This window comes from Aquimarina sp. 433 (assembly GCF_054054605.1).
Genome location: NZ_JBSWZK010000011.1, coordinates 56,131 through 82,052 on the forward strand (window position 1 = coordinate 56,131; position 25,922 = coordinate 82,052).

At 32.8% G+C, this 25,922-nt stretch carries 22 protein-coding genes; 11 read left to right on the plus strand and 11 right to left on the minus strand.

What is annotated here, in order from left to right; translation table 11 throughout:
- Positions 1-41: 41 nt before the first annotated feature.
- From ACWNT5_RS19855 to ACWNT5_RS19875, 5 genes are all read right to left on the minus strand, one after another.
- On the minus strand, positions 42-278 hold the full coding sequence (locus ACWNT5_RS19855; RefSeq protein WP_456518372.1) for a hypothetical protein: 237 nt from the start codon (positions 276-278) through the stop codon (positions 42-44).
- Between the two features lie 164 nt (positions 279-442).
- Positions 443-3,166 carry a CHAT domain-containing protein gene (locus ACWNT5_RS19860; RefSeq protein ID WP_456518373.1) on the minus strand — a complete coding sequence of 908 codons (2,724 nt, stop codon included), beginning with the start codon at positions 3,164-3,166 and terminating at the stop codon, positions 443-445.
- Positions 3,163-5,913, minus strand: a complete 2,751-nt coding sequence (locus ACWNT5_RS19865) for a CHAT domain-containing protein (protein ID WP_456518374.1) — start codon at positions 5,911-5,913, stop codon at positions 3,163-3,165. Before ACWNT5_RS19865 ends, ACWNT5_RS19860 begins: the two co-directional genes overlap by 4 nt.
- A complete protein-coding gene (locus ACWNT5_RS19870; RefSeq protein ID WP_456518375.1) occupies positions 5,910-8,660 on the minus strand; it encodes a CHAT domain-containing protein in 2,751 nt (916 codons plus the stop codon). Before ACWNT5_RS19870 ends, ACWNT5_RS19865 begins: the two co-directional genes overlap by 4 nt.
- A 15-nt stretch (positions 8,661-8,675) precedes the next feature.
- Positions 8,676-9,194 (minus strand): hypothetical protein, encoded by a 519-nt coding sequence (locus ACWNT5_RS19875; RefSeq protein WP_456518376.1) that lies wholly within the window; start codon positions 9,192-9,194, stop codon positions 8,676-8,678.
- Positions 9,195-9,295: 101 nt separating this feature from the next.
- Here ACWNT5_RS19875 and ACWNT5_RS19880 point away from each other — a divergent pair, with 101 nt between their 5' ends.
- The 5 genes from ACWNT5_RS19880 (at position 9,296) to ACWNT5_RS19900 (ending at position 13,328) form a co-directional block, all read left to right on the plus strand.
- Positions 9,296-9,862: an RNA polymerase sigma factor gene (locus ACWNT5_RS19880; RefSeq protein ID WP_456518377.1), complete on the plus strand. Its 567-nt coding sequence runs from the start codon at positions 9,296-9,298 to the stop codon at positions 9,860-9,862.
- Complete coding sequence (locus ACWNT5_RS19885; RefSeq protein ID WP_456518378.1) at positions 9,859-10,656, plus strand: tetratricopeptide repeat protein; 798 nt, start codon at positions 9,859-9,861, stop codon at positions 10,654-10,656. The genes ACWNT5_RS19880 and ACWNT5_RS19885 overlap by 4 nt, the downstream gene beginning before the upstream one ends.
- A 147-nt stretch (positions 10,657-10,803) precedes the next feature.
- Entirely contained in the window at positions 10,804-11,736 is a 933-nt protein-coding gene (locus ACWNT5_RS19890; protein WP_456518379.1) for a peptidylprolyl isomerase, read from the plus strand.
- Positions 11,737-12,075: 339 nt separating this feature from the next.
- Complete coding sequence (locus ACWNT5_RS19895; RefSeq protein WP_299609341.1) at positions 12,076-12,801, plus strand: hypothetical protein; 726 nt, start codon at positions 12,076-12,078, stop codon at positions 12,799-12,801.
- A gap of 5 nt (positions 12,802-12,806) precedes the next feature.
- Positions 12,807-13,328 (plus strand): YfiT family bacillithiol transferase, encoded by a 522-nt coding sequence (locus tag ACWNT5_RS19900; RefSeq protein WP_299609343.1) that lies wholly within the window; start codon positions 12,807-12,809, stop codon positions 13,326-13,328.
- 7 nt (positions 13,329-13,335) lie between these two features.
- Here ACWNT5_RS19900 and ACWNT5_RS19905 read toward each other — a convergent pair whose 3' ends face one another.
- A complete protein-coding gene (locus tag ACWNT5_RS19905; RefSeq protein WP_456518380.1) occupies positions 13,336-13,896 on the minus strand; it encodes a thioredoxin family protein in 561 nt (186 codons plus the stop codon).
- Between the two features lie 91 nt (positions 13,897-13,987).
- Between ACWNT5_RS19905 and ACWNT5_RS19910 the strand changes: the two genes are divergently transcribed.
- Both ACWNT5_RS19910 and ACWNT5_RS19915 read left to right on the plus strand, forming a co-directional pair.
- A complete protein-coding gene (locus ACWNT5_RS19910) occupies positions 13,988-14,452 on the plus strand; it encodes an Mpo1 family 2-hydroxy fatty acid dioxygenase (protein ID WP_299899907.1) in 465 nt (154 codons plus the stop codon).
- A 1-nt stretch (position 14,453) separates the two neighbouring features.
- Positions 14,454-15,320, plus strand: a complete 867-nt coding sequence (locus ACWNT5_RS19915; RefSeq protein ID WP_456518381.1) for an alpha/beta fold hydrolase — start codon at positions 14,454-14,456, stop codon at positions 15,318-15,320.
- A 149-nt stretch (positions 15,321-15,469) separates the two neighbouring features.
- Here the strand turns inward: ACWNT5_RS19915 and ACWNT5_RS19920 are convergent, their stop codons facing one another.
- The 3 genes from ACWNT5_RS19920 to ACWNT5_RS19930 all read right to left on the minus strand — a co-directional run bounded on the left by ACWNT5_RS19920 (position 15,470) and on the right by ACWNT5_RS19930 (position 20,314).
- Complete coding sequence (locus ACWNT5_RS19920) at positions 15,470-17,983, minus strand: M14 family metallopeptidase (RefSeq protein ID WP_456518382.1); 2,514 nt, start codon at positions 17,981-17,983, stop codon at positions 15,470-15,472.
- A 102-nt stretch (positions 17,984-18,085) separates the two neighbouring features.
- Positions 18,086-18,478, minus strand: coding sequence for a PUR family DNA/RNA-binding protein (locus ACWNT5_RS19925; RefSeq protein WP_299609354.1), 393 nt, complete (start codon positions 18,476-18,478; stop codon positions 18,086-18,088).
- Between the two features lie 78 nt (positions 18,479-18,556).
- Positions 18,557-20,314, minus strand: a complete 1,758-nt coding sequence (locus ACWNT5_RS19930; RefSeq protein WP_456518383.1) for an ABC transporter ATP-binding protein — start codon at positions 20,312-20,314, stop codon at positions 18,557-18,559.
- A gap of 140 nt (positions 20,315-20,454) precedes the next feature.
- Between ACWNT5_RS19930 and ACWNT5_RS19935 the strand changes: the two genes are divergently transcribed.
- The 4 genes from ACWNT5_RS19935 (at position 20,455) to yajC (ending at position 23,461) form a co-directional block, all read left to right on the plus strand.
- Positions 20,455-21,552 carry a Glu/Leu/Phe/Val family dehydrogenase gene (locus tag ACWNT5_RS19935; RefSeq protein ID WP_299609359.1) on the plus strand — a complete coding sequence of 366 codons (1,098 nt, stop codon included), beginning with the start codon at positions 20,455-20,457 and terminating at the stop codon, positions 21,550-21,552.
- A gap of 163 nt (positions 21,553-21,715) precedes the next feature.
- Positions 21,716-22,627 (plus strand): transcription antitermination factor NusB, encoded by a 912-nt coding sequence (nusB, locus tag ACWNT5_RS19940; RefSeq protein WP_299899901.1) that lies wholly within the window; start codon positions 21,716-21,718, stop codon positions 22,625-22,627.
- Between the two features lie 49 nt (positions 22,628-22,676).
- The gene (locus ACWNT5_RS19945) at positions 22,677-23,156 is read left to right on the plus strand and encodes a DUF1573 domain-containing protein (RefSeq protein ID WP_219009918.1); all 480 of its coding nucleotides are present in this window, start codon (positions 22,677-22,679) and stop codon (positions 23,154-23,156) included.
- A gap of 5 nt (positions 23,157-23,161) precedes the next feature.
- Entirely contained in the window at positions 23,162-23,461 is a 300-nt protein-coding gene (gene yajC, locus ACWNT5_RS19950; RefSeq protein ID WP_299609368.1) for a preprotein translocase subunit YajC, read from the plus strand.
- Between the two features lie 68 nt (positions 23,462-23,529).
- Here the strand turns inward: yajC and ACWNT5_RS19955 are convergent, their stop codons facing one another.
- Positions 23,530-24,408, minus strand: coding sequence for a mechanosensitive ion channel family protein (locus ACWNT5_RS19955; RefSeq protein ID WP_299609371.1), 879 nt, complete (start codon positions 24,406-24,408; stop codon positions 23,530-23,532).
- 126 nt (positions 24,409-24,534) lie between these two features.
- Positions 24,535-25,773, minus strand: a complete 1,239-nt coding sequence (gene pepT / locus ACWNT5_RS19960; RefSeq protein ID WP_456518384.1) for a peptidase T — start codon at positions 25,771-25,773, stop codon at positions 24,535-24,537.
- Positions 25,774-25,922 lie beyond the last annotated feature (149 nt).

The following is a 25,922-nucleotide window of genomic DNA, read 5'->3' on the forward strand; positions in this document are numbered from 1 at the left end:
GAACAGCAATATTGCTGTTCTTCATCTTGTTTTAATTTACATCATAAACAATGAACACCGTAAGAATCACAAGTTAAAAATGATTCACCATCGTCAGTTAGTATGCAGTCTTTTGTTCTATCAATAACAGTGATACCAGAACCGCAATCACACCTAGAATCTACCGGTTCGGTGCGATTATCATCATGAGTAAAAAAACCTCCTTTGATACCTTGACTACCTAGTCTAGAAATAACATTTTTTTTTAATGACAATCCGTTTAACTTTTTTTTCTTCATGATTTTAATTTTAGAATAATAAAAACCCGAACATTTATAGACATTCAGGCGCTATGTCTACAAAGACGTTCTTTAGAAAAAGAAATTGTTACTATCGTTCTTTCTTATTTATAGAAAAATTAACAGATTTTTTACACAAATCGAATTTTTCGGTGCACTAACAATTATCTTGTTTTTTTAACTAAGAAATATACTAAACACAAAAGTAGTACTGCAACTAATCCGATCCACAGCATCCATAAATCATTAGATTGTGGCAACAATGTTCCTGTATCTCCAATAAGGATCATCGATGCCCAATAGTGTGGTGATGCTTCTGCATCTGTGTTGTGATGTAGATAATTTAGTTTTGCAGTCCGTAAAGCTGCCGATTTGGTTTGTCCTTCGCTTAGGTTTTTATAAAAATCAGCAGTGATCGTAGCAATCGCCTTATCATTGGTACTCCATAAAGATGGAATGACCGTATTAGCCCCCGATTTAAAAAAACCTCTGGCAAGACTCAGAATACCTTCTCCACGGCTTATTTTTCCTAAAGATGTATTGCATGCACTTAATACTACCAACTCTGCCTCACTTTGCAATGAATTAAGTTCTAAATCCGTGAGTTTCGAATTTCTAAAAGCGATCCATGGAGCAATAGAGTCCGATGCATCTGCATGTGTAGCAAGATGTAAGATTTTATAATCCTTGATCTTTTTAATAAAGTTTTCTTTGGTAGCTTCTTGGTCTACTAATAAATCCCCACTATAGAATGCATTCGCAGCCGTAATCTCTTTATTACTGTTTTTTAAAGGTGTAAGTTCTTGTTTGAAGTTTACAGGTGCAATACCCAAAAAATCCTGCGCTGCTGTTCTGGATATCTTAGCATTTTGCTGTTGGAAGGTAAGTGAAAAAGCGTAATCAATTTCGCAATCTTCGATGAGATAAGTATTATTATCTAGATTAGTTACCAGGGCTTCAAAAGGGATCATACCAATCATATGATCTGGGATAATGGTTACTTGTTTACCTTTGAGTACTGTACTTATTTCTTTTGGAAATAAAGCGTTATAGATATCATTGGATGTTTTTCTGTAGGTAGTAATATCTTCTTTAGTTGTAAAAGGTTGGTTTAAGAGTTTTCTGAGCTTTTTGATATTATCAATTAAGGTTTTTATATTGGATATCTTAAACATTTTTTGACTATCCTTAGCAAAAACTAGCATATATGCATGAGGAAGTTCTCCTGCTCTTCTCTCTGCCATGGCATATTGAATAATGATTTCATTTTCTGGAACTTCTACTTCTGATAGTTCTAATATTTTGGGTATTTTACTATTAGAAACATCATCAGGATACTTGGCGCTTAAAGAGTCTTTGAATATTCTATATTGTTCTTTTTCTTTATTGAGAAGTTTTATTAAAGAATCCTTGTCTTTATCAATAGCAATTAGCACTTTACTTTGTAAATCTTCTATTGCATTTTTATAGTTAACTTTATTGGATAATATTTTGTGAGGTAACGATGTGCTTTGATCATTCATCGTAAACATTAATAAAACTACCTTGCTTTTTTCCATTAAATAAAAAGCTGTCTCTAAATCATTTGTTTGATAACAAGCTTCTAATCCCATAATGTTTATTTCTGATTCTAGATCTCTGGCTAATAATTTAGTGCCATAAGAAAAATCTTCAATCGTCATATAGTTAATTAAAGAATCATTTAATTTGACAATTTTAAGTATTTCTGTGTAAATAGCATCATTATTTTCAAGCTTTACTTGTTTTAGATAATCTTCAGTTCTATAATTAAATAATTTTAAAATCTTTTCTTTTCTGTTCGAAGTTTTTAAATCTTCTGCTACGGGCGTCCAGGATTCTCCTGCTTTTTGATTATTAAGGATATGGATAAAATATTTCTGATAGAACTCTTGTGCAAGTGAATAATTTTCTCGTTTAGAAGCTATGGATGCCATACCCAAAAAGTAAGAAGCCCTTAAAAACTCATTTTTATCCAAGTAATCTAGGGATTTTCTGAAATATTGTTCAGAAATCTCAAGGTTGTTTAGCTCTAAGTTGGCAAATCCTATATTAGAGTAAATCGCTCCGATATATTTATTATTATTTAAGTCTACTGCATATTTAAGAGCTTTTTCGAAATAGAACACGGCTTTTTTATGATCAAGGAAAAATTCAGTACTGTAAACAGCACCCAGATTAAGATTGATACTATATAAATCTGTTAATTTTGCTTTTTTTTGAGTTTTTATTAAAGAATCTACAGTTAATAGGTGATGTAAGGTCCTGTTGGTAGATATATCGCTTCCTTGTTTTAAGTATGCTGATGATATTTTGATATGATTTGTTATGATTCTCTTTTTATCCTTTTCTGGATGGTATAATTCAAAGGCTTTAGAAAAATGTTCAACAGCTCTATGAGGATCTTCTAATTTATTATAAATAGTACCAAGTCTTGTATACGATAGTCCATTAAAAATAGTACTTTCCTTTATGTCAAGCATATTTTCATAGGCTTGTATTGCTTTAGTATAATTTTTTTGAAGCGTATAATAATTTCCAAGATTTACATAGCTTCTTTTAAGTAATTCTGGATTAAAAGGAACCGCTTTTTTTCTTGCTGCAACTCCTGTTTCTATTACTTCTATAGTTTTCTCTAATTGATTTTCACGAACTAGCCATTTTGCTAATTGATGTGCATCTGATCCTAACTGCGTATAGTTTTTAGTTTTTTTATAATGCGTAAGTAAAGAATCATATAAATGAATATTACCGTAATCATCTTCCGGATTCAATTGATGAATAGAGTCTAAAGCAGAAGAAATTTGTTGTGCATTACAAATTAATGTAGTCAACCATAAGAAAAAATAAAGTATAAGATTTCTTATCATACTCGGGTTATTCTTTTGTAAACGTACAAGCTTAATGCAATCGCTGCGATAATCCCAAATCCTAACAAAAACATCCATAAATCATTAGATTGTGGCAACAATGTTCCTGTATCTCCAATAAGGATCATTGATGCCCAATAATGGGGTGATGCTTCAGCATCTGTGTTGTTATGCAGATAATTAAGTTTTGCTTGTCGTAAAGCTGCTGATTTGGTTTGCCCTTCGCTTAGGTTTTTATAAAAATCAGCAGTGATCGTAGCAGTCGCTTTATCATTGGTACTCCATAAAGATGGAATGACCGTATTAGCACCCGATTTAAAAAAACCTCTGGCAAGACTCAGAATACCTTCGCCACGGCTTATTTTCCCTAAAGATGTATTGCATGCACTTAATACTACCAATTCTGCCTGACTTTGTAATGAATTAAGTTCTAAATCCGTGAGTTTCGAATTTCTAAATGCAATCCATGGTGCAATAGAGTCTGATGCATCTGCATGTGTAGCAAGATGTAAGATTTTATAATTCTTGATCTTTTTAATAAAGTTTTCTTTGGTAGCTTCTTGGTCTACTAATAAATCCCCACTATAGAATGCATTCGCAGCTGTGATCTCTTTGTTGCTGTTTTGTAGTGCGGTTAAACCTTGTGAAAAATTTACTGGAGCAATACCCAAGAAATCCTGCGCTGCTTTTCGGGATATTTTAGCATTTTGCTGTTGGAAGGTAAGTGAAAAAGCATAATCAATTTCGCAGTCTTCGATTAGGTACTTAGTATTATCTGGATCAGTAACTAGGGCTTCAAAAGGAATCAGACCAAGCATGTGATCAGGTATGATAGTTACTTTTTTACCTTTGAGCACTGCTCTTATTTCTTCTGGAAATAAAGATTTGTAGATATCATTGGATGTTTTTCTATAGGTAGTAATATCTTCTGTAGTTGTAAAAGGTTGATCTAGCAGTTTTCTAAGGGTTTTGATGTCTTCAATTAATATATCGACCTCAGGTATCTCAAGCATTTTTTGTGTATCCTTAGTAAGTGTCATTACATAGGCATGTGGTAATGCTCCGGCATTTCTTTCCGCCATGGAATATTGTATGATGACTTCATTTTCTTTAACTGAAACCTCAGAAAGTGGTAAAATCTTTGGTGCTTCAATAGGATTGCTATAGGTGGGATATATTACTTCAATAGAATCTATAAAGCGAGTATATCGTTTTTTTATCTTTTTAATTGTTGTAGTTAATGAATCTTTTTCACTATCTACTGCCAGGAAAAGTTGATTTTGTAGTTTTTGGATCCTACGCTCGTAATTTGTTTTTTTAGATGCTATATCGGTAGGTAATGATCGGTTTTTTTGATAAATATCAGTCATTAATAACATCGCTTTGCTTTTTTCCATCAAATAAAAAGCATCATCTAGATTATTGGTGTATAAAGACGCTTCTAATCCCATATTATAAAATTCAGAGCTTATATCTTTATTTCTTAACTTTTCGAGTTGAGAAAAGTTTTTGTTCGTAGTATAGTCTATAATGGAATCACAGGATTTAACCAATTGTACAACCCTATCGAATAAGTCTTTGTTTTTGGATTGCTTCGCTTCTTTCAAATAATCAATTATGCTGTATCGGAATATATCTAGAATTTCTTCTTTATAATCAGAGTGTTGTATGTTTTTAAATAAAGGAGGCCAATTTTGATCATATTCCGTTTTATTCAAAAGAAGCGCTAGTGATTTCTTATAATATTTATGGGCGTCTTCATAATTTTCTTTTTCGGATGCTATACTAGCTACACCAAGAAGAGATACAAATGTATTATATCTATTGTTTTTTGAATATTGTAAAGCCTTTGAAAAATGATTTTTAGATTGTTCAAAATTCTCAAGGGATAAATAGGTCTGCCCTAAATTCACGTGTACTCCGGCTAGATAATTGCTATTGTCTAGCTTTTCTGCAAGTTCAAATGCCTTTTCAAAATAGAATATTGTTTTTTCTTTTTTAGGGAATTTTTTCTTGTTATCATAAAAAAGTCCAATTTCTAAATTCACAAGAAAATGATCATTTAAAGATGGTTTCTGTTGTGTTTTTAATATAGAATCAGCGGTTAGTAAGTGGTAGAGCAATTTATCAGTTATGGTATCTTTTTCTTGATACCCATAACTTCGTAAGTCCTTATAAGCGCCAACTATGTCTATATGGTTTTTGATGATTTTTTTCCTATCTTTTTCAGGATCATAAAATTTAAAAGCCTTATTAAACGCATCAACTGATTTGTAGTGGGCTTCGGTTCTTTTGTATATATGTCCTAATCGAGCGTATGATATTTCGTTTAAATCTGTAGATTCTTTAACCGAAATCATATCTAAGTAAGCTTGTATGCAATTATTGTAGTCTTCTTTTAATTTAAAATAGTTACCTAAATTAAGATAGCTTCTTTTTAATAAATCAGGGTTAAATGGGACTGCTTTTTTTCTTGCTGCTATACCCGTTTTTAGAACTTCTATAGTTTTCTCTAATTGATTTTCACGAACTAGCCATTTTGCTAATTGATGTGCATCAGATCCTAGCTGCGTATAGTTTTTAGTTTTTTTATAATGCGTAAGTAAAGAATCATATAAATGAATATTACCGTAATCATCTTCCGGATTCAATTGATGAATAGAGTCTAAAGCAGAAGAAATTTGTTGTGCATGACAAACTAATGTAGTCAACCATAAGAAAAAATAAAGTGTAAGACTTCTTATCATACTCGGGTTACTCTTTTGTAAACATACAAGCTTAATGCAATCGCTGCGATAATCCCAAATCCTAACAAAAAAATCCACAAATTATTGGATTGTGGCAACAATGTTCCTGTATCTCCGATAAGGATCATCGATGCCCAATAGTGTGGTGATGCTTCTGCATCGGTATTGCTTTGTAGATAATTTAGTTTTGCCGTTCTTAAGGCTGCTGATTTGGTTTGTCCTTCGCTTAAGTTTTTATAAAAATCAGCAGTGATCGTAGCCGTAGCTTTATCATTGGTACTCCATAAAGACGGAATCACGGTATTTGCGCCAGATTTAAAAAAACTTCTAGCTAGGCTCAAAACACCTTCTCCGCTATGTACTTCTCCCAAGGAGGTGTTACAAGCACTCAATACGACCATATCTGCATTATTTCTTAAAAGATCAATTTCTGCATTGGTAATTTTTTCGTTTTTAAAAGAGATCCATGGAGTAATCGAATCACTAGCAAAAGCATGAGTTGCTAGATGAACGATTTTATAGTCTTTTATTTCTTTAATGAAATTATCTTTCGTTGCTTCTTCATTTTGCAAAAGTTTACCAGAATATTGTTTGATGCCAGATTTAATTTCTTGGATACTGTTGGGTAAGCTAGTAAGATCATTTTTGAAATCTTTTGGAGCTATACCCAAAAACTCCTCATTGGAATTTCTTTTTCTTTCGGTGTTTTGTTTTTGAAAGGATAACGAATAGGTATAGCTAATTTCATTTTCCTCTAATAGATAATTACCAGTATCTGTAATCAGAGCTTCAAACGGAAGGTTAGATAGTAAATGATCCGGTACGATAGTAATTTTTTTGTTTTTTAGTAACGGTCTTATTTCTTCTGGAAAAAGAGAATGATATAATGTAGTTGCTCTTTTTTTATAATTCAGGATATCTTCTTGATTTCTAAAAGGTTTGTTTAAAAGTGCTCGTAAGGTAAATATTTTATCATGCAGGTCTTTTGTATTCTCTAGTTTAAATAATTTTTTAGCATCTTTAGATAATACTAAACAATAGGTGTTTGGGAATATACCTGCAATCCTTTCGGTCATCATATATTGCATAACGATTTCATTATCTTTAATTACAATATCGGATAGAGGAGTAAGTAATGCAGAAGATTGCCTTTCTTTTATATAATCTGGATATAGTGTTTTGATAGAATCTCTTAAGTGATAGAGTTCTTCTTGCTTGTCGAATAATAAACTCATAAAAAGAGAATCATTAACAGAGTTAGAACGTTCTTGTTCCTTTTGTAAACTTATCAACTCTCTTTGTAAAGAGCGTTCATATTCTATAAAATCAGATGGAATCGAACTATTCTCTTTTAGAATTTCTTGTTGTAGTAGTAAAGCTTTGTTTTTTTCTGAAAGAAAAAATCCATAATCAATATCATCTGCTTCCAAACTGGCTTGGATTCCTGATGCATAAGTTCCAGAAGCAATACTACGCCATAATAACTTAGAATTGTCAGAATTGGTGCTTTCGAGCATGAGATTAATTAACCTGTCAGATACTTTTACCAATCTAATAGCTTTTTGATGATACGAACTGTTATTTGCCTTTATACCCCAATCAATATAATTATCGATAGCGTATTTTAAGATTTCTAACAAGAACATTCTGTCTTTAATATCGGTCAGTTTTTCTTTTGTTAAAAAATTATCAATGGTATCATAGGAAATAGTGCTCTCAAAAAATTCAGATAAACATTTATAATAATATTCTTCTGCCTGAATGTAATTTTTATTAGAGTTGGCTAATAATCCCATCCCAAAATATGGAAGCTTGAGTTCCATTTTGGCTTCTAAGAATTTTTTATATGAAATATCAATATATTGTTTAGCTGCTAAATTATCTCTATCAATATAGGTAAGACCTAGATTATAAGATATCACAGCCTGATATCTAATATCATTAATGTTTTGGGTAATTTTGTCTGCTTTTTTAAAATATTTTTCGCCATTAAGTGTGTCCTGAAGTTGCTCAAAATACCATCTGCCAATTTCATTATTAATATTAAATAATCTTCTATAATCTATTTTATTATTTTCTAGTAAAAGTTTTTCAGATGTTTTTAGATGATAGAGTACTTTTTCGGAGTTTTTGCGACTCCTTATTATTCTATAAGCCTTACTAAGTTGATAATGATTTTTACTTAGGTATTTTTTGTCATTTTTGAAGTAATATTGAGCTTTTTGGAAATATGTGATAGCTTGATAGGGATCTTCTAATTTGTTAAAATTTCTTCCCATCATGTAGTAACCTCGACCAATTAGAAAATCAGTAGCTGTTACTTTTATAAGAGTTTTATAAACCTTTATAGATGCTTGATATTGTTTTCCTTTAAAATAATAAAGTCCTAAATTATTATAACTTCTTTTGAGCAGATCAGGATTAAAAGGTATGGCTTTTATTCTAGCATCAATGGCAGTTTGTACCATTTCTATCGCCTTTTGTTTTGTATTTGTATTTATATGAAGCCATTCAGCAATCTGATGCGCATCAGATCCTAATTGGGTATAGTTGTTTAACTTTTCATATCTACTAATGAGTGCGTCGTAGAGTTTAATTTTTTCTGATTTATTAACCTCTAATTTGTGTATGGAATCTAATCTTTTTGAAATTTTTTGTGCGGTAATAGGATGATAATGAAATATAAAAAAAACAGCTACCGTAATATTTTTTATGAATAGCTGTTTTTTATTTTTTAAAAAGTTCAAAATTATTTCGCTTAATTAATTTAGTAATAAAGGGTCATTACTTGGGCAAGGTTCTGGTATTATATCAGTCCTATAATGAACTATCCTGTAACCACCAATATATTCAATAGAAAAAATACTTGAATTATTATTCAAACTATATTCTACATCAGTACCTTCTTCATCTTCATCAATTTCTGCAGTGATAGTGCCACCCGGTAATGCTGCAAAACCTGATTGAGCAAATAGCACTGGATCATAATCGCCAACATCCCAAGTTTCCATCTCGGAACATGATTTATCTAAATATGTTAAAAGTGTGCTGTAAACTCTTTTTCTTAATAAATTTTTTAATTCCAAACGTTTGTCTTCAGAAATAGATTCAGAGAAAAAGACATACATGTAATTTTGGCTAAGTTTCGGTAATCCTATTAAAGATTTTTGTTGTTCCTTAGGGTTTACCTTCTCTTCTAATAATACTTCTTCTTCCGTAGAACAGCTTTGTATTCCAATTGCAAAGACTGCCGCTACTAATAGTAACGTGATTTTTTTCATTTTTAAATGTTTTTTGTTTTCATTATTCATTAGTATATTTCCCGAACCTAATAAATGTTACTACGCGAAAGTAAAAAAAATTTAACGTTAAAGATCTCTTAATGTCTATAAATGAAAAAGATCAACTAAAACTTCTCGTAGCGGGTGATAAAAAGGTTATACAAGATTTGTATGTAAATCAATTCCCCAAAATAAGAAGTTTTGTATTAAATAATAATGGAAGTGTTAGTGATGCAGAAGATGTTTTTCAGAAAGCTTTGATGCAATTAATTGCCAGATATCGGGTTAAAGAGTTCTCTGTAGAAGGTTCATTCACTGGTTATCTTTATGTAGCCTGTAGAAATTTATGGCGTAGAGACCTAAATAAACAAAAACGGATAGTAACAAATAATGAGATTGTTGAACGTGATAAAGAAGCAGAAGACTTGACCATGGGAACATTGGAACAGGAAAAATGGGAATTGTTTCAGGAAAAACTAGCCGAGTTATCCGATAATTGTAAGCAATTGTTACAAATGTTTTTTAACAAAGTACCCTATAAAGAAATTGTAGAAAAACTTGGTTACAACAGTGATAATGTGGTAAGACAACGTATTTTTAATTGTAAGTCACAGTTGACAAAATTGATTAAAAAAGATAGTAGATTTAACCAAATCAAAGAATTATGAAGGATTATCCGATAGAAATTGATGATTACCTAAGTGGTAATATGTCAATATCAGAACAACAAGCGTTCGAGGAAAGACTTCGCACAGATGCAGCACTTGCTCAAGAATTTAAATTGCAAAAAGAGATGTTTGCAATGTATGGAAATGAAAGTTGGGCAGAAGGGGATGAAGACATATTAAAGACAGATCAGGCAAAACAATTACAGTCTTTTTTTAAGAGTGATGAAGCTTCAGATATAAAAGCTACCATCAATGAAGTGATCACGGAAAACCGAACCAGTGTAAATTCTAGAAGATTTTGGTTTATTGGTATTGCAGCATCTATTGCGGTATTACTTACAGTTTCTTTATTTGTTTTTAAGGATAGGAATTACGAAGAATTATATGCTTCGTACATACATTTAGATGAAATACCTTCTCTTGTAACCAGAGGAGAGGATGCCCACAAATTATTGGAAGAAGCTCAATTGTTATTCGAAGCTCAAAAATATGAGGAGGCCACTCAATCTTTTTCAGAATACCATCAAAAAGAAGCTACAATAAACCCATTAAGTTATATTTATAATGGTATTGCTTACATAGAACTGGGTGAATTTGACCGTGCTTTAGTACAGTTTAAGAGGTTGGAAGATTCAAATACTTTGCAGGCTAAAAAGGCAAAATGGTATCGCGCTTTAGTCTTTTTAAAACAAAAAAATAGGACAAAACTTAAACAGACATTGCAAACTATCTTAGATAATAATAGCAATTATAAATATAAAGAAGCACAAGAATTATTGGATATGATTGATTAGCCAATATTTTGTTATATGAGAATGCTTTAAAAGCGTATGAATTCCATAGGATTATGTTGCTAAACAATCGACTGTTTTATAGGATAAAAACTACCTAATTACCTATCTTTGCAGCTCAAATTTTAACAAGCTTAAAAATACGCAGTTATGCAAGACGGATTATACGCAAAATTTAATACTACAAAAGGAAGTATCCTTGTGAATCTAGAGTATAAAAAAACTCCAGGAACGGTTGGAAACTTTGTTGGTTTGGCCGAAGGAAACATGGATAACCAAGCTATTCCACAAGGAAAGCCTTATTACAATGGATTAAAATTTCATAGAGTAATTCCTGATTTTATGATTCAAGGAGGAGATCCACAGGGAACAGGTGCTGGTGGACCTGGTTATAAATTTGATGATGAAATCCATCCAGATTTAAAGCATGATGGACCAGGAGTATTATCTATGGCAAATGCAGGACCAGGAACTAATGGAAGTCAGTTTTTTATAACACATGTAGAAACTGCTTGGTTGGACGGTAAGCATACTGTTTTTGGAAAAGTAGTAGAAGGACAAGATGTTGTGGATACCATTGCACAGGGAGATACTATTGATTCTTTAGAGATTTTGCGAGTAGGAGCAGAAGCAGAAAATTTTAATGCTGTAGAAACTTTCAGACAGTTTAACGGTGCTAAAGCTGAAAGAGAAGCTGCTGCTAAAAAAGCTGCAGAGCAATTACTAGAAGAGATTGCTGCTGGATTTGATAAAACAGAGAGCGGTTTGAGATATAAAATCATTCAAAAAGGAGATGGTGTTCAGGCAGAAAAAGGAAAAACAGTATCTGTACACTACAAAGGAAGTTTGACAGACGGAACTGTTTTTGATTCTTCTTACAAACGCAACCAGCCAATTGATTTTTCATTAGGTATGGGACAAGTAATTCCTGGATGGGATGAAGGAATCTCATTATTACAAGTAGGGGATAAGGCTCGTTTTGTAATACCACCATCATTAGGATATGGAGAGCATGGTGCAGGTGGTGTTATTCCTCCAAATGCTACACTTATATTCGATGTAGAATTGATGGCTGTGAAATAGCATAATTTTTAATAGTTTGACTATAGAAAAACCTCTGAAAATGTATTCAGAGGTTTTTTATTTTCTTCTAGAAAGTTGACTACCCTACATAAAAAAGTCACTTTAACTCATAATTAACACTTGATTTGAAGTGTCAAATGTTAATTTCCTTTCTAAAATTTGGAAGTTTTTCCAAAAAGAGTAAACTTTCCCGTCTATAATTTAGATATTTACAACCCTTTTTGGGATAATAAACCAATAAAGAAACCCCGATTTTGGATAGTTATGAAGTGGATACTAATCGTTTTTTTAACATTTTGTTGTATAAATTACTCTTTTACACAAGATAATAATGAAGCCATGGCAGCTATCAGAGACCAGATAGAAATCATAGATAGCTATATGGAATCCGATGTTTTTTCTCTGGATCCAGAGGAATTTTTAGATCAAATAGCAGATCATGGAGCAGAGCTTAATGGATATTATGAGCACGAACGCCTAAAGAAGATTATTCGTAAGATAGGAATGCCTAATGCGATGGTGATTACTGTGTTCTATTTTTGGAATGATCAACTGATACACGTAAACTACAAACAACGTCAGTATATGGAAACTAAAAATGCGGATGGTCTTGTAGTCATGGATTATTCTAATGCGTTTACCAAATTTGAATCAAAACACTTTTTTGATAAAGGAAGCGAAATCTATAAAGTAGTTTCTGGAAATGCTGTAAAAAATATAAAGCCAGAAGAAACCTTCGTTTCTTATAGTTTGCGAATGAAAGCCTTATTGGATAATAAGTTCAAAAACAGAAATACATATGAAGCGTTACAAGGGAAATGGGTAAATGTTCAGTTTCCTGATGAGCATATGATTTTTGAAGAAACTATACGTTTTAATTTTAGGGATGGAAAGTTTCTGAAACGATTAAAAGTAAAAATAAAGGATGATGTAATGTATTGTTCCTCTCCAAAAGATCAGTATGTTTATCGATATGAAATCGAATCTTTGAACGCTGTAGAATTGGTAGTAAAAGATTTGCAAGATGCATCTGCAAGTTTAGTTTTTTATAAAAAAATCGAATAAATGCTATGAATCTTCAATACCCTATAGGGCAGTTTGAGTGTCCGTCCAAAATAACAACAGAACATATTACAAATTGGATACAGGATATAGAAGACTTACCAAGTAAAATAGAGACGCTTGTTGCTGATTTTAGCGAACAACAATTAGAAACTCCTTACAGACCAGGGGGCTGGACAGCAAGACAGGTAATTCACCATATTCACGATAGCCATCATAATGGCTATATCCGTTTTAAATGGGCTCTAACCGAGGAGAATCCTGTAATAAAAGCTTATTATGAGGATCGATGGGCAGAATTGTTCGATACCAAATCTGCTCCAATTTATCTCTCGCTAGATATGATTAAAGCATTGCATGCGAAATGGGTGTATTTTTTAAAAGGATTGTCTTCAGAAGATTTAGAGAAATCATTTATTCATCCCGAAGGAGATGTTGTTATCTCGCTAGCTGAAGATATTGGAATCTATGCATGGCATGGTAATCATCACTTGGCACATCTTCAGATTGTTGCGGGAATTGAAATGTAAAAGGTTGTTATTGCTGCTTCCATTTTATATTACAGCCTATACTAGGTTTTTGAACTTCGGAAACGGTTGCATTGCGCAATACGGCATCTAAAGCCTGTCTAAGATCACGACCGTTTACAGGAATTCCATTTCCAGGTCTAGAATCGTCTAGCTGACCACGATAGATCAATTTTAATTCTGAATCAAAAAGGTAAAAATCGGGTGTGCAAGCAGCATCATAAGCTTTTGCTACTTCCTGAGTTTCATCGTATAAGTATGGAAACGAATAATTGTTTTTCTGTGCAGTTTTCCACATAAATTGCGGAGCATCTTGGGGGTAGTTTTCGATATCATTACTACTAATAGCAACAAAACCAAAACCCTGTACCCGATAATCGTTGGCAATTCTTACAATTTCTTCGTTTACGTGTATCACAAAAGGACAATGATTGCAAATAAACATGATTACAGTACCTCTTTCACCTTTAATATCATCTAGAGAGGTTGCATTATTAGTAACAGCATCAACAAGGGTAAAATCAGGAGCTATCGTGCCTAATGGAAGCATATTAGAAGGTGTACGTGCCATAATCTTTGTTTTTATGAAGTTTCGAAATTACAATATTATACTTTATAAGTCTAAAAATTATTATCTTAGTTACATTTCAAAATATAAAATTATGAGAACTTTAGAAACTTGGTTTGCGGAGTATGCTGTAAGTCATCAAAATAAAACAAATATCCTTATACATTTTATTTGTGTTCCAGCTATTTATTTTTCGATCGTAGGACTTTTAATGAGTATTCCTAATGGATTTTTAGCTTCTATAATCCCAGGGAATAACCAGTTTATAGAAAACTGGGCATTTGTAGTATTACTATTTGTACTGTTCTTTTATGTAAGATTATCAGTAAAAATGGCATTGCAAATTTTGATTTTTTCCGCACTCTGTATCATTGCTAATTATTATATAGGTCAATATGCTCCCTTATGGATGGTTTCTTTAGGAATTTTTGTAGCGGCATGGTTAGGTCAGTTTTACGGACATAAATTAGAAGGAAAAAAGCCTTCTTTTCTTAAGGATCTTCAATTTTTACTGATCGGTCCAGGATGGGTTATCCAAAAAATGTTCGGGAAAAAATAATATGAATTTACAGGATTGGAAGAATTCAGGATTATATTTTACTTATAAAAATCATGAAATTTTCTACAAAAAAGAAGGTAAAGGATATCCTTTAATTCTAGTTCATGGTTTTCCGACCTCTTCCTGGGATTGGTATAAAATCTGGGATCGTTTAGTTGATAGTTACCAGGTTTATGCAATAGATATGTTAGGCTTTGGTTTTTCATCTAAACCTGAAGACTTTGTTTATACAATAGGTGCTCAGGTAGATATTTGGGAAGCGTTTTTACTTTCTGAAGGGATTTCTTCATTCCATATTTTGGCTCATGACTATGGAGATACGGTGGTTCAGGAAATGTTGGCCAGAACAAGAGAGAAGGATGCGTATCCTTTGAATATTAATTCTGTTTGTTTTTTAAACGGGGGTATGTTTCCCGAAACTAATTTTCCTACACTTACGCAGAAATTATTACTAACACCACTAGGAGGTTTGTTAAAGCATTTTATGGGACGCCATACTTTGGCTAAAAATTTTAAAAAAATATTTGGAAAGAAAACTCAGGCTAGTGAACAAGAAATTGATGACTTTTGGGAAACGATAGCCTATAATTCTGGTAAAAATGTAATTCCGAAGCTTATTAAGTATTTAAAGGAACGAAAGGTTTATAAAATCCGTTGGCGAGAAGCTTTACAATATACAGATATTCCGAAAAGACTAATTAATGGAGGTGTAGATCCGATTTCCGGGAAGCATATGGCAACGTTCTACAAGGAAAATATTGCTGATGCTGATGTGGTAATTTTAGAAACTATTGGCCACTATCCTCAAACAGAAGCTCCTAATGAAGTGTTGCATCATTATTTGGAGTTTAGAAATAGCTTACCGTAACACTTCGTAAAATAAAAGCACCCATTTTTACTATCGAAATATGTATAGTAGTATTAAGGTTATCCAAGTCTAAAAGACTTCATCTGCCAAACGGCACTTAAAAACTGCTCTGTCTAATAGTATTTGTTAGATGTAAAATATAAACGTTATCACATTTCATCACTAAAGAATATAGCATTCATTAGTAATTTATTGGTGCCATACCAAAATGCTCTGAAATTAGTATTGTCTGTAAATAAAATAGTATTTCCTCTACCTAAACTTTGATGTCTAAAAGGAACTGTGCTTGCTAATGAGTCTAAATTCTTCTTACTAATATATCCGCTTAATAAAGGAGATTTGGTATACTGAATAGGATTATTGTAGCTCTGCTTATCTGGTTTGATGAATAATGTAGTATTCCTGAAAAGGGAAATTTTATTATTCTTGTAACCAAAGTTGATAGGATGAGATCTGTCCGTTTTTGCTTCAAAAATAGCACCACCAATTACTTGCGCTCCGAAGAAATCTCTTTGTTGTTCGAAAGAGATATTTTTAGCATCATTTTCAGGTTTAGAAAACTCAATTTTCATGAGCTCATTGTTCTTAAAAAACTGTGCGGCATTTCTATATCCAATGAGAGTTCCTCCATTTCTGATCCAAGTTTTTATTTTGTCGATGACATTCTTACTCATGCTTTGATTCCAGCTGTTTGGGAGAATGATATGCGTATATCTGGCTAACCCTCTTCTTTCTAAAGATTCTGTATTTAGTTTTGTAAGCGGGATGTTATAACGTTGGTCCATTACATGCCATATTTCTCCTGCGTCATATGGTGTAATTCCGTTTCCTGTTAACAATGCAATTTTTGGTAAACTTAATGCTCTAAACTGACTACTTCCTAAATCTATTCCAGTTGTCAAGCCAGTTGAAACTCCAGTGATATCCACATGATTTTCTGCGGCTAGCTGTTGTAAAAATGTATGTAGTTCGTCTGCACTCAGTCTTTGATTCTGAATAGGAATCATTATAGTTCCATAGTCGTAGTTCTTGTTTTCTACAGAAAAAGGTGTCATTCCTACCTTAGCTCTTAATCCTTTACGAAGAATTTTATATAAAACCGCTGGAGTATAGTATTCATGCCACTCCATAAGATATGCATAGTTGCTTTTTGCAATTGCTGTAGGTTTTCTAAACTCTAAATTTGTGACTTCATTACCTAATTCTGTAGTAGAAGCTCTTTCGCTATAATCCAAATTAAAAGCTAGTGGGAATGTCCAAGCTGATACATCATAAAATAGACTGTCTTGGAACTTAGTGCGTTTCTCGAACATAGCTTTGATCAAGCGACTTTGCTTTTGATTTTTTGGTACTACATAACTATATCCTTTTTTGAATTTTTTACCATTAGAAGAGATATCATTTTTTAATTCATAAAATGAAACCTGATGTCTTTTTAGGATTTCGGCTAGGTGATATGCAGAGGCTGCATCTTTTTCGTTTCCGAAAAGATAAGCGCCATTTTCTGCTTCTCTGCGCGCGTTAGAGTAGAAGTTTTTTTGATATTGCAATAACTCAGTACGAATAGATTTGGCAGCTTCTAAGGTCGATAACATCGCGGTAAACTGATTTCTAATGGTAAAAGGAAATGTTAGTATTCCGTTGTCACTTTCCTGAGCATGACCACGAGAACTCCCTTGTTCGAATAAAATACCTATTCCTCCATTGATATCAGGAAATGTAGATCCTTTTCCGTAGTAGAAGTCATCAAAATTTTCTTCGGTATAGTATAAAGACCCAATTTTATTAAAAGCATCTGCATGGTAGTTGCCAATTTTCTTTGTGAGTTCCTGATTTAATTTTGGTGTTAATGGATGGGTTCTTGATTGTATTCCTGGTTGAAAGAAAAACGTGCTATTTGTTCCCATCTCATGATGATCCGTTAAGACGTTAGGATACCACTTATGAAAAGTGGCTATTCTAGCTCTTGATTCTGGTAATTGTACAGGCAACCAATCACGATTCATATCAAACCAGTAGTGATTCGTTCTTCCTCCTGGCCATACTTCGCTATATTCTCTATCCTGTGGATCAGGATTAATGTTTTTACTTTTGTTGGTATTCGCCCAATAAGAAAATCGCTGCAAGCCATCAGGGTTAAGAGATGGGTCGAATAAAATAACAACATTTTCTAAGAGCTCATCAATTTTTGGTCCTTGGGCAGCGGCAAGATAATACGCCGCTACTAAACCTGCGTTAGATCCACTTGGTTCATTACCATGAATAGAAAGTCCTTGGTATACAATAGCGGGCATCGATGAGATATCTTTTGTGTTAGAAGTACTTGTTGTAAGTTCTAGATGTTCTTTTCTAATTTTTTCTAGGTTCTGATGGTTTTTCTCTGAAGTAATGGTTAGAAGAATAAGAGGTCTGTCTTCAAAAGTTTTTCCGCGATCTTCAATAGTAATTCTAGATGAAGCTTTTGCTAAACTTTTCATGTACTCCACCAACTTATCATGTGTAACATGCCATTTACCGGGAACGAAACCTAAAACACTCTGTGGAGTAGGAATGTTAGGGTTATAAGATACATCTTTTGGTAAATAATAGTCTAACGAAAGATTTTTTTGAGCAAAAGAAGAAAGTGATAAAATTGAAAAAATGATAGATAAGAAGTACTTCATAGGAATGATATCTGCGATTGTTGAGTTTAATGCTGTCGAAAATAAAAAAAACCGCTTCAGAGATTGAAGCGGTTTGCATAAGTTTAACATAACTTATTATTCTTATATATCGTCAAAGCTTACATCTGTAAAACTTTCAGTAGAAGCAGTAACTTCTTCATTAACCGAAGCGGATACCGCACTGTGGTCATAAGACTTCTGATAATCTCTTTGATGTCTCTCACTGATTACTTCTTCACCTTTTTCATTAACGATAAAATCGGTCATTTCATTTAATATCTCAGTGAATCCAGCAAAATCTTCTTTGTATAAATAGATCTTGTGCTTTTTGTAATGAAAAGATCCGTCATCGTTAGTGAATTTTTTACTTTCTGTAATAGTAAGATAATAATCCCCTGCTTTTGTCGATCTTACATCAAAGAAATAGGTTCTTCTACCTGCTCTTAAAACTTTTGAGAAAATTTCCTCTTTATCCAACATTTCATTATCGCTCATAATCCTTATTTCTTAATTAATTAGTCTGTTACGATGGAATCAAAAATCCAAAAAAATTGTTAATCGTACAACAAAATATCAAATTTCTTTTTCGCTAAGCTGTTTTAAATACAGTTCTTTGTAGTATCCATCGACCTCTAATAGTTGATTATGAGTACCTTTTTGGATAATTTTTCCTTCGTCTAGCACGATTATTTTATCCGCATTTCTAGCTGTAGAAACACGATGACTTACGATAAAAGTAGTCTTATTTTTAGAAATTCTATGAAGATTATTCAGAATTTCTTCTTCTGTTTCTGTGTCTACCGCAGACAAACAATCATCAAAAAGCAATATCGATGGATCTTTAATAATTGCTCTGGCAATAGATACACGCTGTTTTTGTCCGCCGGATAAAGTTATTCCACGTTCACCTAATACCGTATCATATCCTTTACTGAATTCTACAATGTTTTTATGAACCGCTGAGTTTTTTGCAGCTTGGATCACATCATCATCTGAAGCGTCTGTTTTTCCAAACTTAATATTGTTTCTAATAGAGTCGCTGAATAAAAATGCATCTTGTGGTACATATCCAATCGAGGATCTTAAGTCGATGAGGTTTAATTTTTGAATAGGAGTATTGTCTACTTTTATTTCTCCATGGCTTACATCATATAACCTTCCTAATAAATCCAAAATAGTTGATTTTCCAGATCCTGTTTTTCCAATAATTGCAATGGTTTGGCCAGAATTGATAGAAAAGCTAATATTTTTTAAAGCTGTAATATTTGTGTCATCATAAGTAAATGAAACGTCATCAAATACGATATTACCAGTAATTGGTGTCTCGGTAGTTACCGTATTTGTAATTTCTGGTTCTTGGCTTAAGAACTCATTAATTCTTACCTGCGATGCTTCTGCTTGTTGAATAATTGAGGTAACCCAACCAACCGTGGCAACTGGCCAAGTGAGCATATTTACAAAAATGATAAACTCCACAATGATCCCCAGATCTTTTATAGTACCATTAATATACTGTTGACCTCCAATATAGATGACTAAAAGATTACTTACTCCGATAAGAAGTACCATTAATGGGAAAAATAGCGCCTGAACTTTAACCAGATCTATATTTTTTTCTTTACTAGTATTAGATAACTCTGTGAAGTTGGTCAACGTTTGAGTTTCTATTCCATACGCTTTAATGACCGAAATACCGCTAAAAGATTCTTGCGTAAATGTGGTTAGTTTTGATAAATACTGTTGTACGATAGTACTTCGCTTATGAATAGCTACACTAAGTTTATAAATAGAAATAGATAAAATAGGTAATGGCGCTACGGTATACAATGTTAATTGTGGAGCAATTGTAATCATATAGCCAATTACTACTACAAATAATGTTATTGTGTTTACGCTATACATAATCGCGGGACCTACATACATTCTCACTTTGGAAACATCTTCACTAATACGATTCATCAAATCCCCTGTTCGATTTTTTTTGTAAAAATTCAGAGACAAAATTTGATAATGTTCGAATACTTCATTTTTTAAATCGAATTCTATAAATCGAGACACAACGATAAAAGTCTGCCTCATTAAAAATGTAAAGAAAGCTGCAATAAGAACCGAACCAAGAATTAATAAAATGTTAGTAATCAATCCCGATTTTACTTCGTTGATATCCGTAATAGTATGGTTGATATATTGCTCTACTATTTCTACAGAGTCTCCTACAAATTTAGGAACAGCAACTGCAAAGATTCTGGCAATAATGGTAATGAATAAACCGATGAGGAGTCGATATTTATATTTCAGGAAGTACTTGTTCAGATGCTGTAATGCACGCATAAAGTATTGATTTTTAGAAACTCAATTATTAACAAATTCTTAAAATTTAACAACAAAAAATTTTAAATTCGTAAAAATACATTATTTTAGCACTCCAATTTTGACTATTATTTAATAATAACATTTTAAAATTTCTGAAAATGATAACTGAAGTGCTTACTGCAAATCAATTAAAAAAAGAAGCTCCAGTATTTGGACAATTGTCTTTTAATGATCACGAACAAGTTGTTTTTTGTCAAGACAAAGATACAGGATTAAAGGCAATAATTGGTGTGCATAACACAATTTTAGGACCTGCTTTGGGAGGTACTAGAATGTATAATTATCAAACAGAATGGGATGCATTAAATGATGTATTACGTTTGTCTAGAGGTATGACCTACAAAGCTGCAATCACTGGTTTAAATCTTGGTGGTGGTAAAGCAGTAATCATCGGAGATCCTAAGACGGTCAAAACACCTGCATTGATGAGACGTTTTGGAGAGTTTGTACATACCTTAGGAGGAAAATACTACACAGCAGAAGATGTTGGAATGGAAACTTCTGATATGGATACTGTTAGAGAAGTTACTCCTTATGTAACAGGTATTTCTGAAGAAAAAGGAGGAGCTGGTAATCCATCACCAGTAACTGCTTATGGAGTGTATATGGGAATGAAAGCATCTGCTAAGTTCGCTTATGGAACAGATAATCTAGAAGGCAAAAAGATATTGGTGCAAGGAATAGGTCATGTAGGAGAGGAGTTAGTTCGTTTAACTGCAGAAGAAGGTGCTAACGTAATTATTGCAGATATCAATCAAGAACGTTTAGAGCAAGTAAGTGCTGCGTACGGAGTTGATATATACAGAGGACAAGATTTATATGCAGAAGAAGCGGATATCTATGCGCCGTGTGCTTTAGGAGCTACTATAAATAACGATACTATAGATAAGTTAAAAGTAAAAGTGATCGCTGGAGCGGCGAATAATCAATTAGCTACCGAGAATATCCATGGACCTTTATTGCAAGAAAGAGGTATTGTTTATGCTCCTGATTTCTTAATTAATGCAGGAGGTATTATTAATGTATACGCAGAAATAGAAGGGTACGGTAGAGAGCAGATTAAATCTAAAACCGAAAATATTTACAATACTACATTAGATATTTTGAATAAAGCAAAAGCTACAGGGATGACTACGAATGCTGCAGCAATGAGCATTGCTGAAGAAAGAATTGCTTCTAAAAAAAATAGCAAATAATAGTAATCTAAAATTTACAATATAATAATGTAAGTTTTAGAACTTGTAGAATAAAAATAATAGTATTTTTGCAGGGCGAAAGTGAGAACCACTTTCGCCCCCTTTTTATTAATGTTCTTTGTAATTTCTTATGTTAACCAGAAGACATATTCGAGTTAAAGTAATGCAGTCACTCTACGCAATGGAGCAGACGCAAAGTGATAATTTAGATAAAGAAGAAAAGTTTTTACTTTTTAGTATCGATCAGATGTATGATTTATTTCTTATTAACCTGCAACTTTTGGTAGAAATAAGAAAACATGCAGCTGATTTTGTAGAAAAAAGTCAGAAAAAACATTTAGCTACTTCAGAAGAGAAAAACCCAAATTTAAAGTTTATTAATAATGAAGTTCTTTTATTGCTAGAAAAGAATCTAGAATTAAAGGAAGCTATGGATCGCAAGAAATTAAATTGTTGGGATCTAGATGACGAGTATGTAAAAATACTTTGGAAAGAAATTAAAAAGAGTGAGCTATACTCAGATTACATGAGTACAAAAATGAGCTCTTTTAAAGAGGATAAAGATTTTATTCTTGATGTATTCAAAGAGATTATAGCTCCTAATGAAAAGCTCTACGAATATATAGAGGATCAAAAACTTACCTGGATTGATGATCTACCGCTTATAAATACTGGAATTATTAAAATGCTCAGAAAAATCAAGAAGACACATGATGAGCATATGTCATTACCGAGTCTTTATAAAGATATCGACGACAAAAAATTTGCAAAAGATATTTTTAGAAAAACTGCTTTAAAAGGAGTAGAGTTTGCAAAAGAGATAGAAGGAAAGACACCAAATTGGGACAAAGACCGAATTGCAGAATTGGATAAAGCAGTGATTAAAATGGCAATTTGTGAGTTTCAAAAGTTTCCGTCAATACCTGTAAAAGTAACAATTAACGAATATTTAGAGATTGCAAAGGAATATAGTACTCCAAAGAGTAGTATATTTATCAATGGAATTCTTGATAAAATATCAAAAGAGTATCAAGAAAACGGTAAATTAAATAAAGTTGGCCGTGGACTTATGTAGTTCAAAAAAAATAGTATTTTTAACCCTCAATTAATTAAAAACCCAAGTAATGAAAAAAGGAATCTTAATTTTGGCTGGTGTTTTTGCTTTGACATTTATGTCTTGTAAAGATAATGCAGCAGAAAAAGTTAAAGAAGAAAATGTAGCAGATGCTGCAGATCGTGATGCAAAAAACACAGATTTTCCTGTAATGACTTTCTCTGAAACAGAGCACGATTTTGGAACTATCAACGAAGGTGATGTTGTAGAGCATACATTTACATTTACAAACACAGGTAAAGCTCCTTTAGTAATTGTAAACGCAAAAGGTAGTTGTGGTTGTACAGTTCCTGAGTGGACTAAAGAACCAGTAGCACCAGGAGCAACAGGATCTATGTTAGTAAAGTTTAACTCTAACGGAAAGCCTAATGCTCAGAACAAACAAGTTACTATTACTGCAAACACTGAAGCAGGAAAAGAAATCCTTAAGATTAAGGCAATGGTAACTCCTAAAGCTAAGCCAGTTAGCGGAACTCCTGTAAGTGAGTAATATTTATGGAAGGATTTGGAGGACAGTTACCTTTTATACTTCTGATATTTGTAGTGATGTATTTTTTTATGATACGTCCACAAATGCAAAAGGCTAAAAAGGAGAAGAAATTTGCTGAAGAACTAAAGAAAGGAGATCGTGTTGTTACAAAAAGCGGTCTTCATGGAAAAGTTTTTGACTTCAGTGAAAAAAATAATGCCGTTATTATTGAAACTGGATCAGGAAAGCTAACATTTGATAAATCTGCCATTTCACTAGAAATGAGTCAGAAATTAAATGCTCCACCTGCAGAAAAGAAAAAATAATAAAGGCTATCGTTAAAAAAAAGCGTCGTACACAAAATGTACGACGCTTTTTTTATGAGTAATATGTACTATGATTTCATAGTTACAATACGTTGTGGTAATGGTGCTGCATAGTTAGCATTACCTAATGCCTCAACAATTTTTTGACGTGTATCCCAATATACATCCCAATAATCATCGCAAGTAGAATAAGGTAGTGCTAATAGCTCAACTCCATTCGCTCCCAAATTATTAACAGCAACTCTTGGCGCAGGATCATTCATTACTTTTGGATCATTTTTCATTACCTCTAGCACGATTTGTTTTGCCTTTTCGATATCGGTTCCATATTGGATACCAAAAGGCATATCTACTCTTAAGTTACCAATTGTAGTAAGGTTGGTGATTGTTCCTGAAGTAATAGAACCGTTAGGAATGATTTCTGTTTTGTTTTGGAACGTTTCTAAGATGGTAACGAAAACCGAAATTTCCTTTACAAAACCTAATTTCCCTCCAGTTTCGATAAGATCTCCTACCTTAAACGGTCGGAAAACTAATAACATTACTCCTGCAGCCATATGTCCTAATGAACCATTAAAGGCGCCGCCTATAGCTAAACCAACAGCTGCTAGTAAAGCTGCAAAAGTCGCTGTTGGAATCCCAACGATTCCTGCAATAGAAATAAATAACAGTACCTTTAGTAAGAAATTAACTAAAGTAACTAAGAAAGGTTTTAGTGTGTGATCTACATTACTTTTGTCAAACGCTTTTTTGATGGCCTTCATGATCATCTTTACAATCCAGAGACCAATAATTAGGGCTACAATTCCTCCAACAATTTTTAATCCATATTGACCTACACCTTCTTGTATAGAGTTAAAAAATCCTCCTAAAGAATCCATAATGGCACCTCCGGTCTCAGTTGTAGCAGATACTGCTGTATCCACTACTTTTTCTGTAGTTTGCATGATTTATGTTTTAAAGTGATTAAATAGTTATCACATAAATCTACTACTATATGAGGTATTTGCTTTTTATTTCGAAATGAGAAAAAAGAGTAAAATCGTCCAAATAATTAAAATATCGACGAAGTACTATTTACGTTCTGCAGTAAGTTGTGCAATCTTTACGATTACTTCTACAGCTTTGATCATACTTTCTACCGGAACATATTCATATCTTCCATGGAAATTATGACCACCAGCAAATATATTAGGGCAAGGTAATCCCATATAGCTCAATTGCGATCCATCGGTTCCCCCGCGGATTGGTTTTATAAGTGGTTTAATTCCCAATGCCTTCATAGCTTCTTCGGCAATATCTACAATATGCATTACAGGTTCCACCTTTTCCTTCATATTATAGTATTGATCTTTTATCTCTACATGGATAACATCTTTTCCATATTGCTTATTAAGCTCATCACCTAGTTTGGACATCATTTCTTTGCGAGCTTCAAAATGCTCCTTATCATGATCTCTAATAATGTAATGTAATTTGGTTTCTTCTACTTCACCATTCATGGTATGAAGATGAAAGAATCCCTCACGACCACTGGTATGTTCTGGAGTTTCCAATCGAGGTAAAGAGTTAATAAAATCTTGCGCGATATACATACTATTAATCATTTTGCCTTTAGCATACCCAGGATGTACTATTTTTCCTTTGATCGTAACTACGGCACCTGCGGCATTAAAATTCTCGTATTCTAATTCACCAATTTGACTACCATCCATTGTATAAGCCCATTCTGCACCAAACTTTTGTACATCAAATTTATGAGCTCCTCTTCCAATTTCTTCATCAGGAGTAAATCCAATACGGATCTTACCATGTTTGATTTCAGGATGTTGGATTAAGTATTCCATCGCAGATACTATTTCTGCAATACCAGCTTTATCATCAGCACCTAAAAGCGTAGTACCATCAGTGGTAATTAACGTTTGTCCTTTGTATAGTTTTAAATCTTCAAAATAATCAGGCGATAAAATAATTTCTTCCTCCTTATTCAGTATAATGTCTTTTCCATCGTAATTTTCTATGATCTGTGGATTAACATTCGCTCCTGTAAAATCAGGTGTAGTATCGAAATGAGAAATAAAACCAATAGTAGGTACTTCATGATCTACATTTGAAGGTACTGTAGCCATGATATATGCATTTTCATCGATAGTAACATCTTCCAAACCAATAGATTTTAATTCTTCTACTAATTTATGCGCAAGATCCCATTGTTTCTCAGAGCTTGGAGTAGTATCACTGTTAGGATCACTTTCCGTATCTATAGTAACGTAACTTATAAATCTATCAATAATATGTTTTTTTGGAATCATAGCGAGGTGTGTTTTTACTTGAAGATTTCAAAAATACGGTATTCTACTAAAAAGTTGTTTCAAAAAAAAGAAAACCTTGTGAACAAGGTTTTCTTTATATAAGCCAAACAATTATAACTTAACAAAAGGGGTATTAACAAATCATAAAA

What these genes read in the sequence shown, in the direction of transcription:
- ACWNT5_RS19860 (WP_456518373.1), bottom strand. Translation starts at nt 3,166, where the DNA reads ATGATAAGAAATCTTATACTTTATTTTTTCTTATGGTTGACTACATTA.
- ACWNT5_RS19920 (WP_456518382.1), bottom strand. Translation starts at nt 17,983, where the DNA reads ATGAAGTACTTCTTATCTATCATTTTTTCAATTTTATCACTTTCTTCT.
- ACWNT5_RS19915 (WP_456518381.1), top strand. Translation starts at nt 14,454, where the DNA reads ATGAATTTACAGGATTGGAAGAATTCAGGATTATATTTTACTTATAAA.
- ACWNT5_RS19925 (WP_299609354.1), bottom strand. Translation starts at nt 18,478, where the DNA reads ATGAGCGATAATGAAATGTTGGATAAAGAGGAAATTTTCTCAAAAGTT.
- ACWNT5_RS19935 (WP_299609359.1), top strand. Translation starts at nt 20,455, where the DNA reads ATGATAACTGAAGTGCTTACTGCAAATCAATTAAAAAAAGAAGCTCCA.
- ACWNT5_RS19900 (WP_299609343.1), top strand. Translation starts at nt 12,807, where the DNA reads ATGAATCTTCAATACCCTATAGGGCAGTTTGAGTGTCCGTCCAAAATA.
- ACWNT5_RS19890 (WP_456518379.1), top strand. Translation starts at nt 10,804, where the DNA reads ATGCAAGACGGATTATACGCAAAATTTAATACTACAAAAGGAAGTATC.
- ACWNT5_RS19855 (WP_456518372.1), bottom strand. Translation starts at nt 278, where the DNA reads ATGAAGAAAAAAAAGTTAAACGGATTGTCATTAAAAAAAAATGTTATT.
- ACWNT5_RS19865 (WP_456518374.1), bottom strand. Translation starts at nt 5,913, where the DNA reads ATGATAAGAAGTCTTACACTTTATTTTTTCTTATGGTTGACTACATTA.
- ACWNT5_RS19945 (WP_219009918.1), top strand. Translation starts at nt 22,677, where the DNA reads ATGAAAAAAGGAATCTTAATTTTGGCTGGTGTTTTTGCTTTGACATTT.
- ACWNT5_RS19905 (WP_456518380.1), bottom strand. Translation starts at nt 13,896, where the DNA reads ATGGCACGTACACCTTCTAATATGCTTCCATTAGGCACGATAGCTCCT.
- ACWNT5_RS19895 (WP_299609341.1), top strand. Translation starts at nt 12,076, where the DNA reads ATGGCAGCTATCAGAGACCAGATAGAAATCATAGATAGCTATATGGAA.
- ACWNT5_RS19885 (WP_456518378.1), top strand. Translation starts at nt 9,859, where the DNA reads ATGAAGGATTATCCGATAGAAATTGATGATTACCTAAGTGGTAATATG.
- ACWNT5_RS19880 (WP_456518377.1), top strand. Translation starts at nt 9,296, where the DNA reads ATGTCTATAAATGAAAAAGATCAACTAAAACTTCTCGTAGCGGGTGAT.
- pepT (WP_456518384.1), bottom strand. Translation starts at nt 25,773, where the DNA reads ATGATTCCAAAAAAACATATTATTGATAGATTTATAAGTTACGTTACT.
- ACWNT5_RS19875 (WP_456518376.1), bottom strand. Translation starts at nt 9,194, where the DNA reads ATGAAAAAAATCACGTTACTATTAGTAGCGGCAGTCTTTGCAATTGGA.
- ACWNT5_RS19910 (WP_299899907.1), top strand. Translation starts at nt 13,988, where the DNA reads ATGAGAACTTTAGAAACTTGGTTTGCGGAGTATGCTGTAAGTCATCAA.
- ACWNT5_RS19930 (WP_456518383.1), bottom strand. Translation starts at nt 20,314, where the DNA reads ATGCGTGCATTACAGCATCTGAACAAGTACTTCCTGAAATATAAATAT.
- nusB (WP_299899901.1), top strand. Translation starts at nt 21,716, where the DNA reads ATGCAGTCACTCTACGCAATGGAGCAGACGCAAAGTGATAATTTAGAT.
- ACWNT5_RS19955 (WP_299609371.1), bottom strand. Translation starts at nt 24,408, where the DNA reads ATGCAAACTACAGAAAAAGTAGTGGATACAGCAGTATCTGCTACAACT.
- yajC (WP_299609368.1), top strand. Translation starts at nt 23,162, where the DNA reads ATGGAAGGATTTGGAGGACAGTTACCTTTTATACTTCTGATATTTGTA.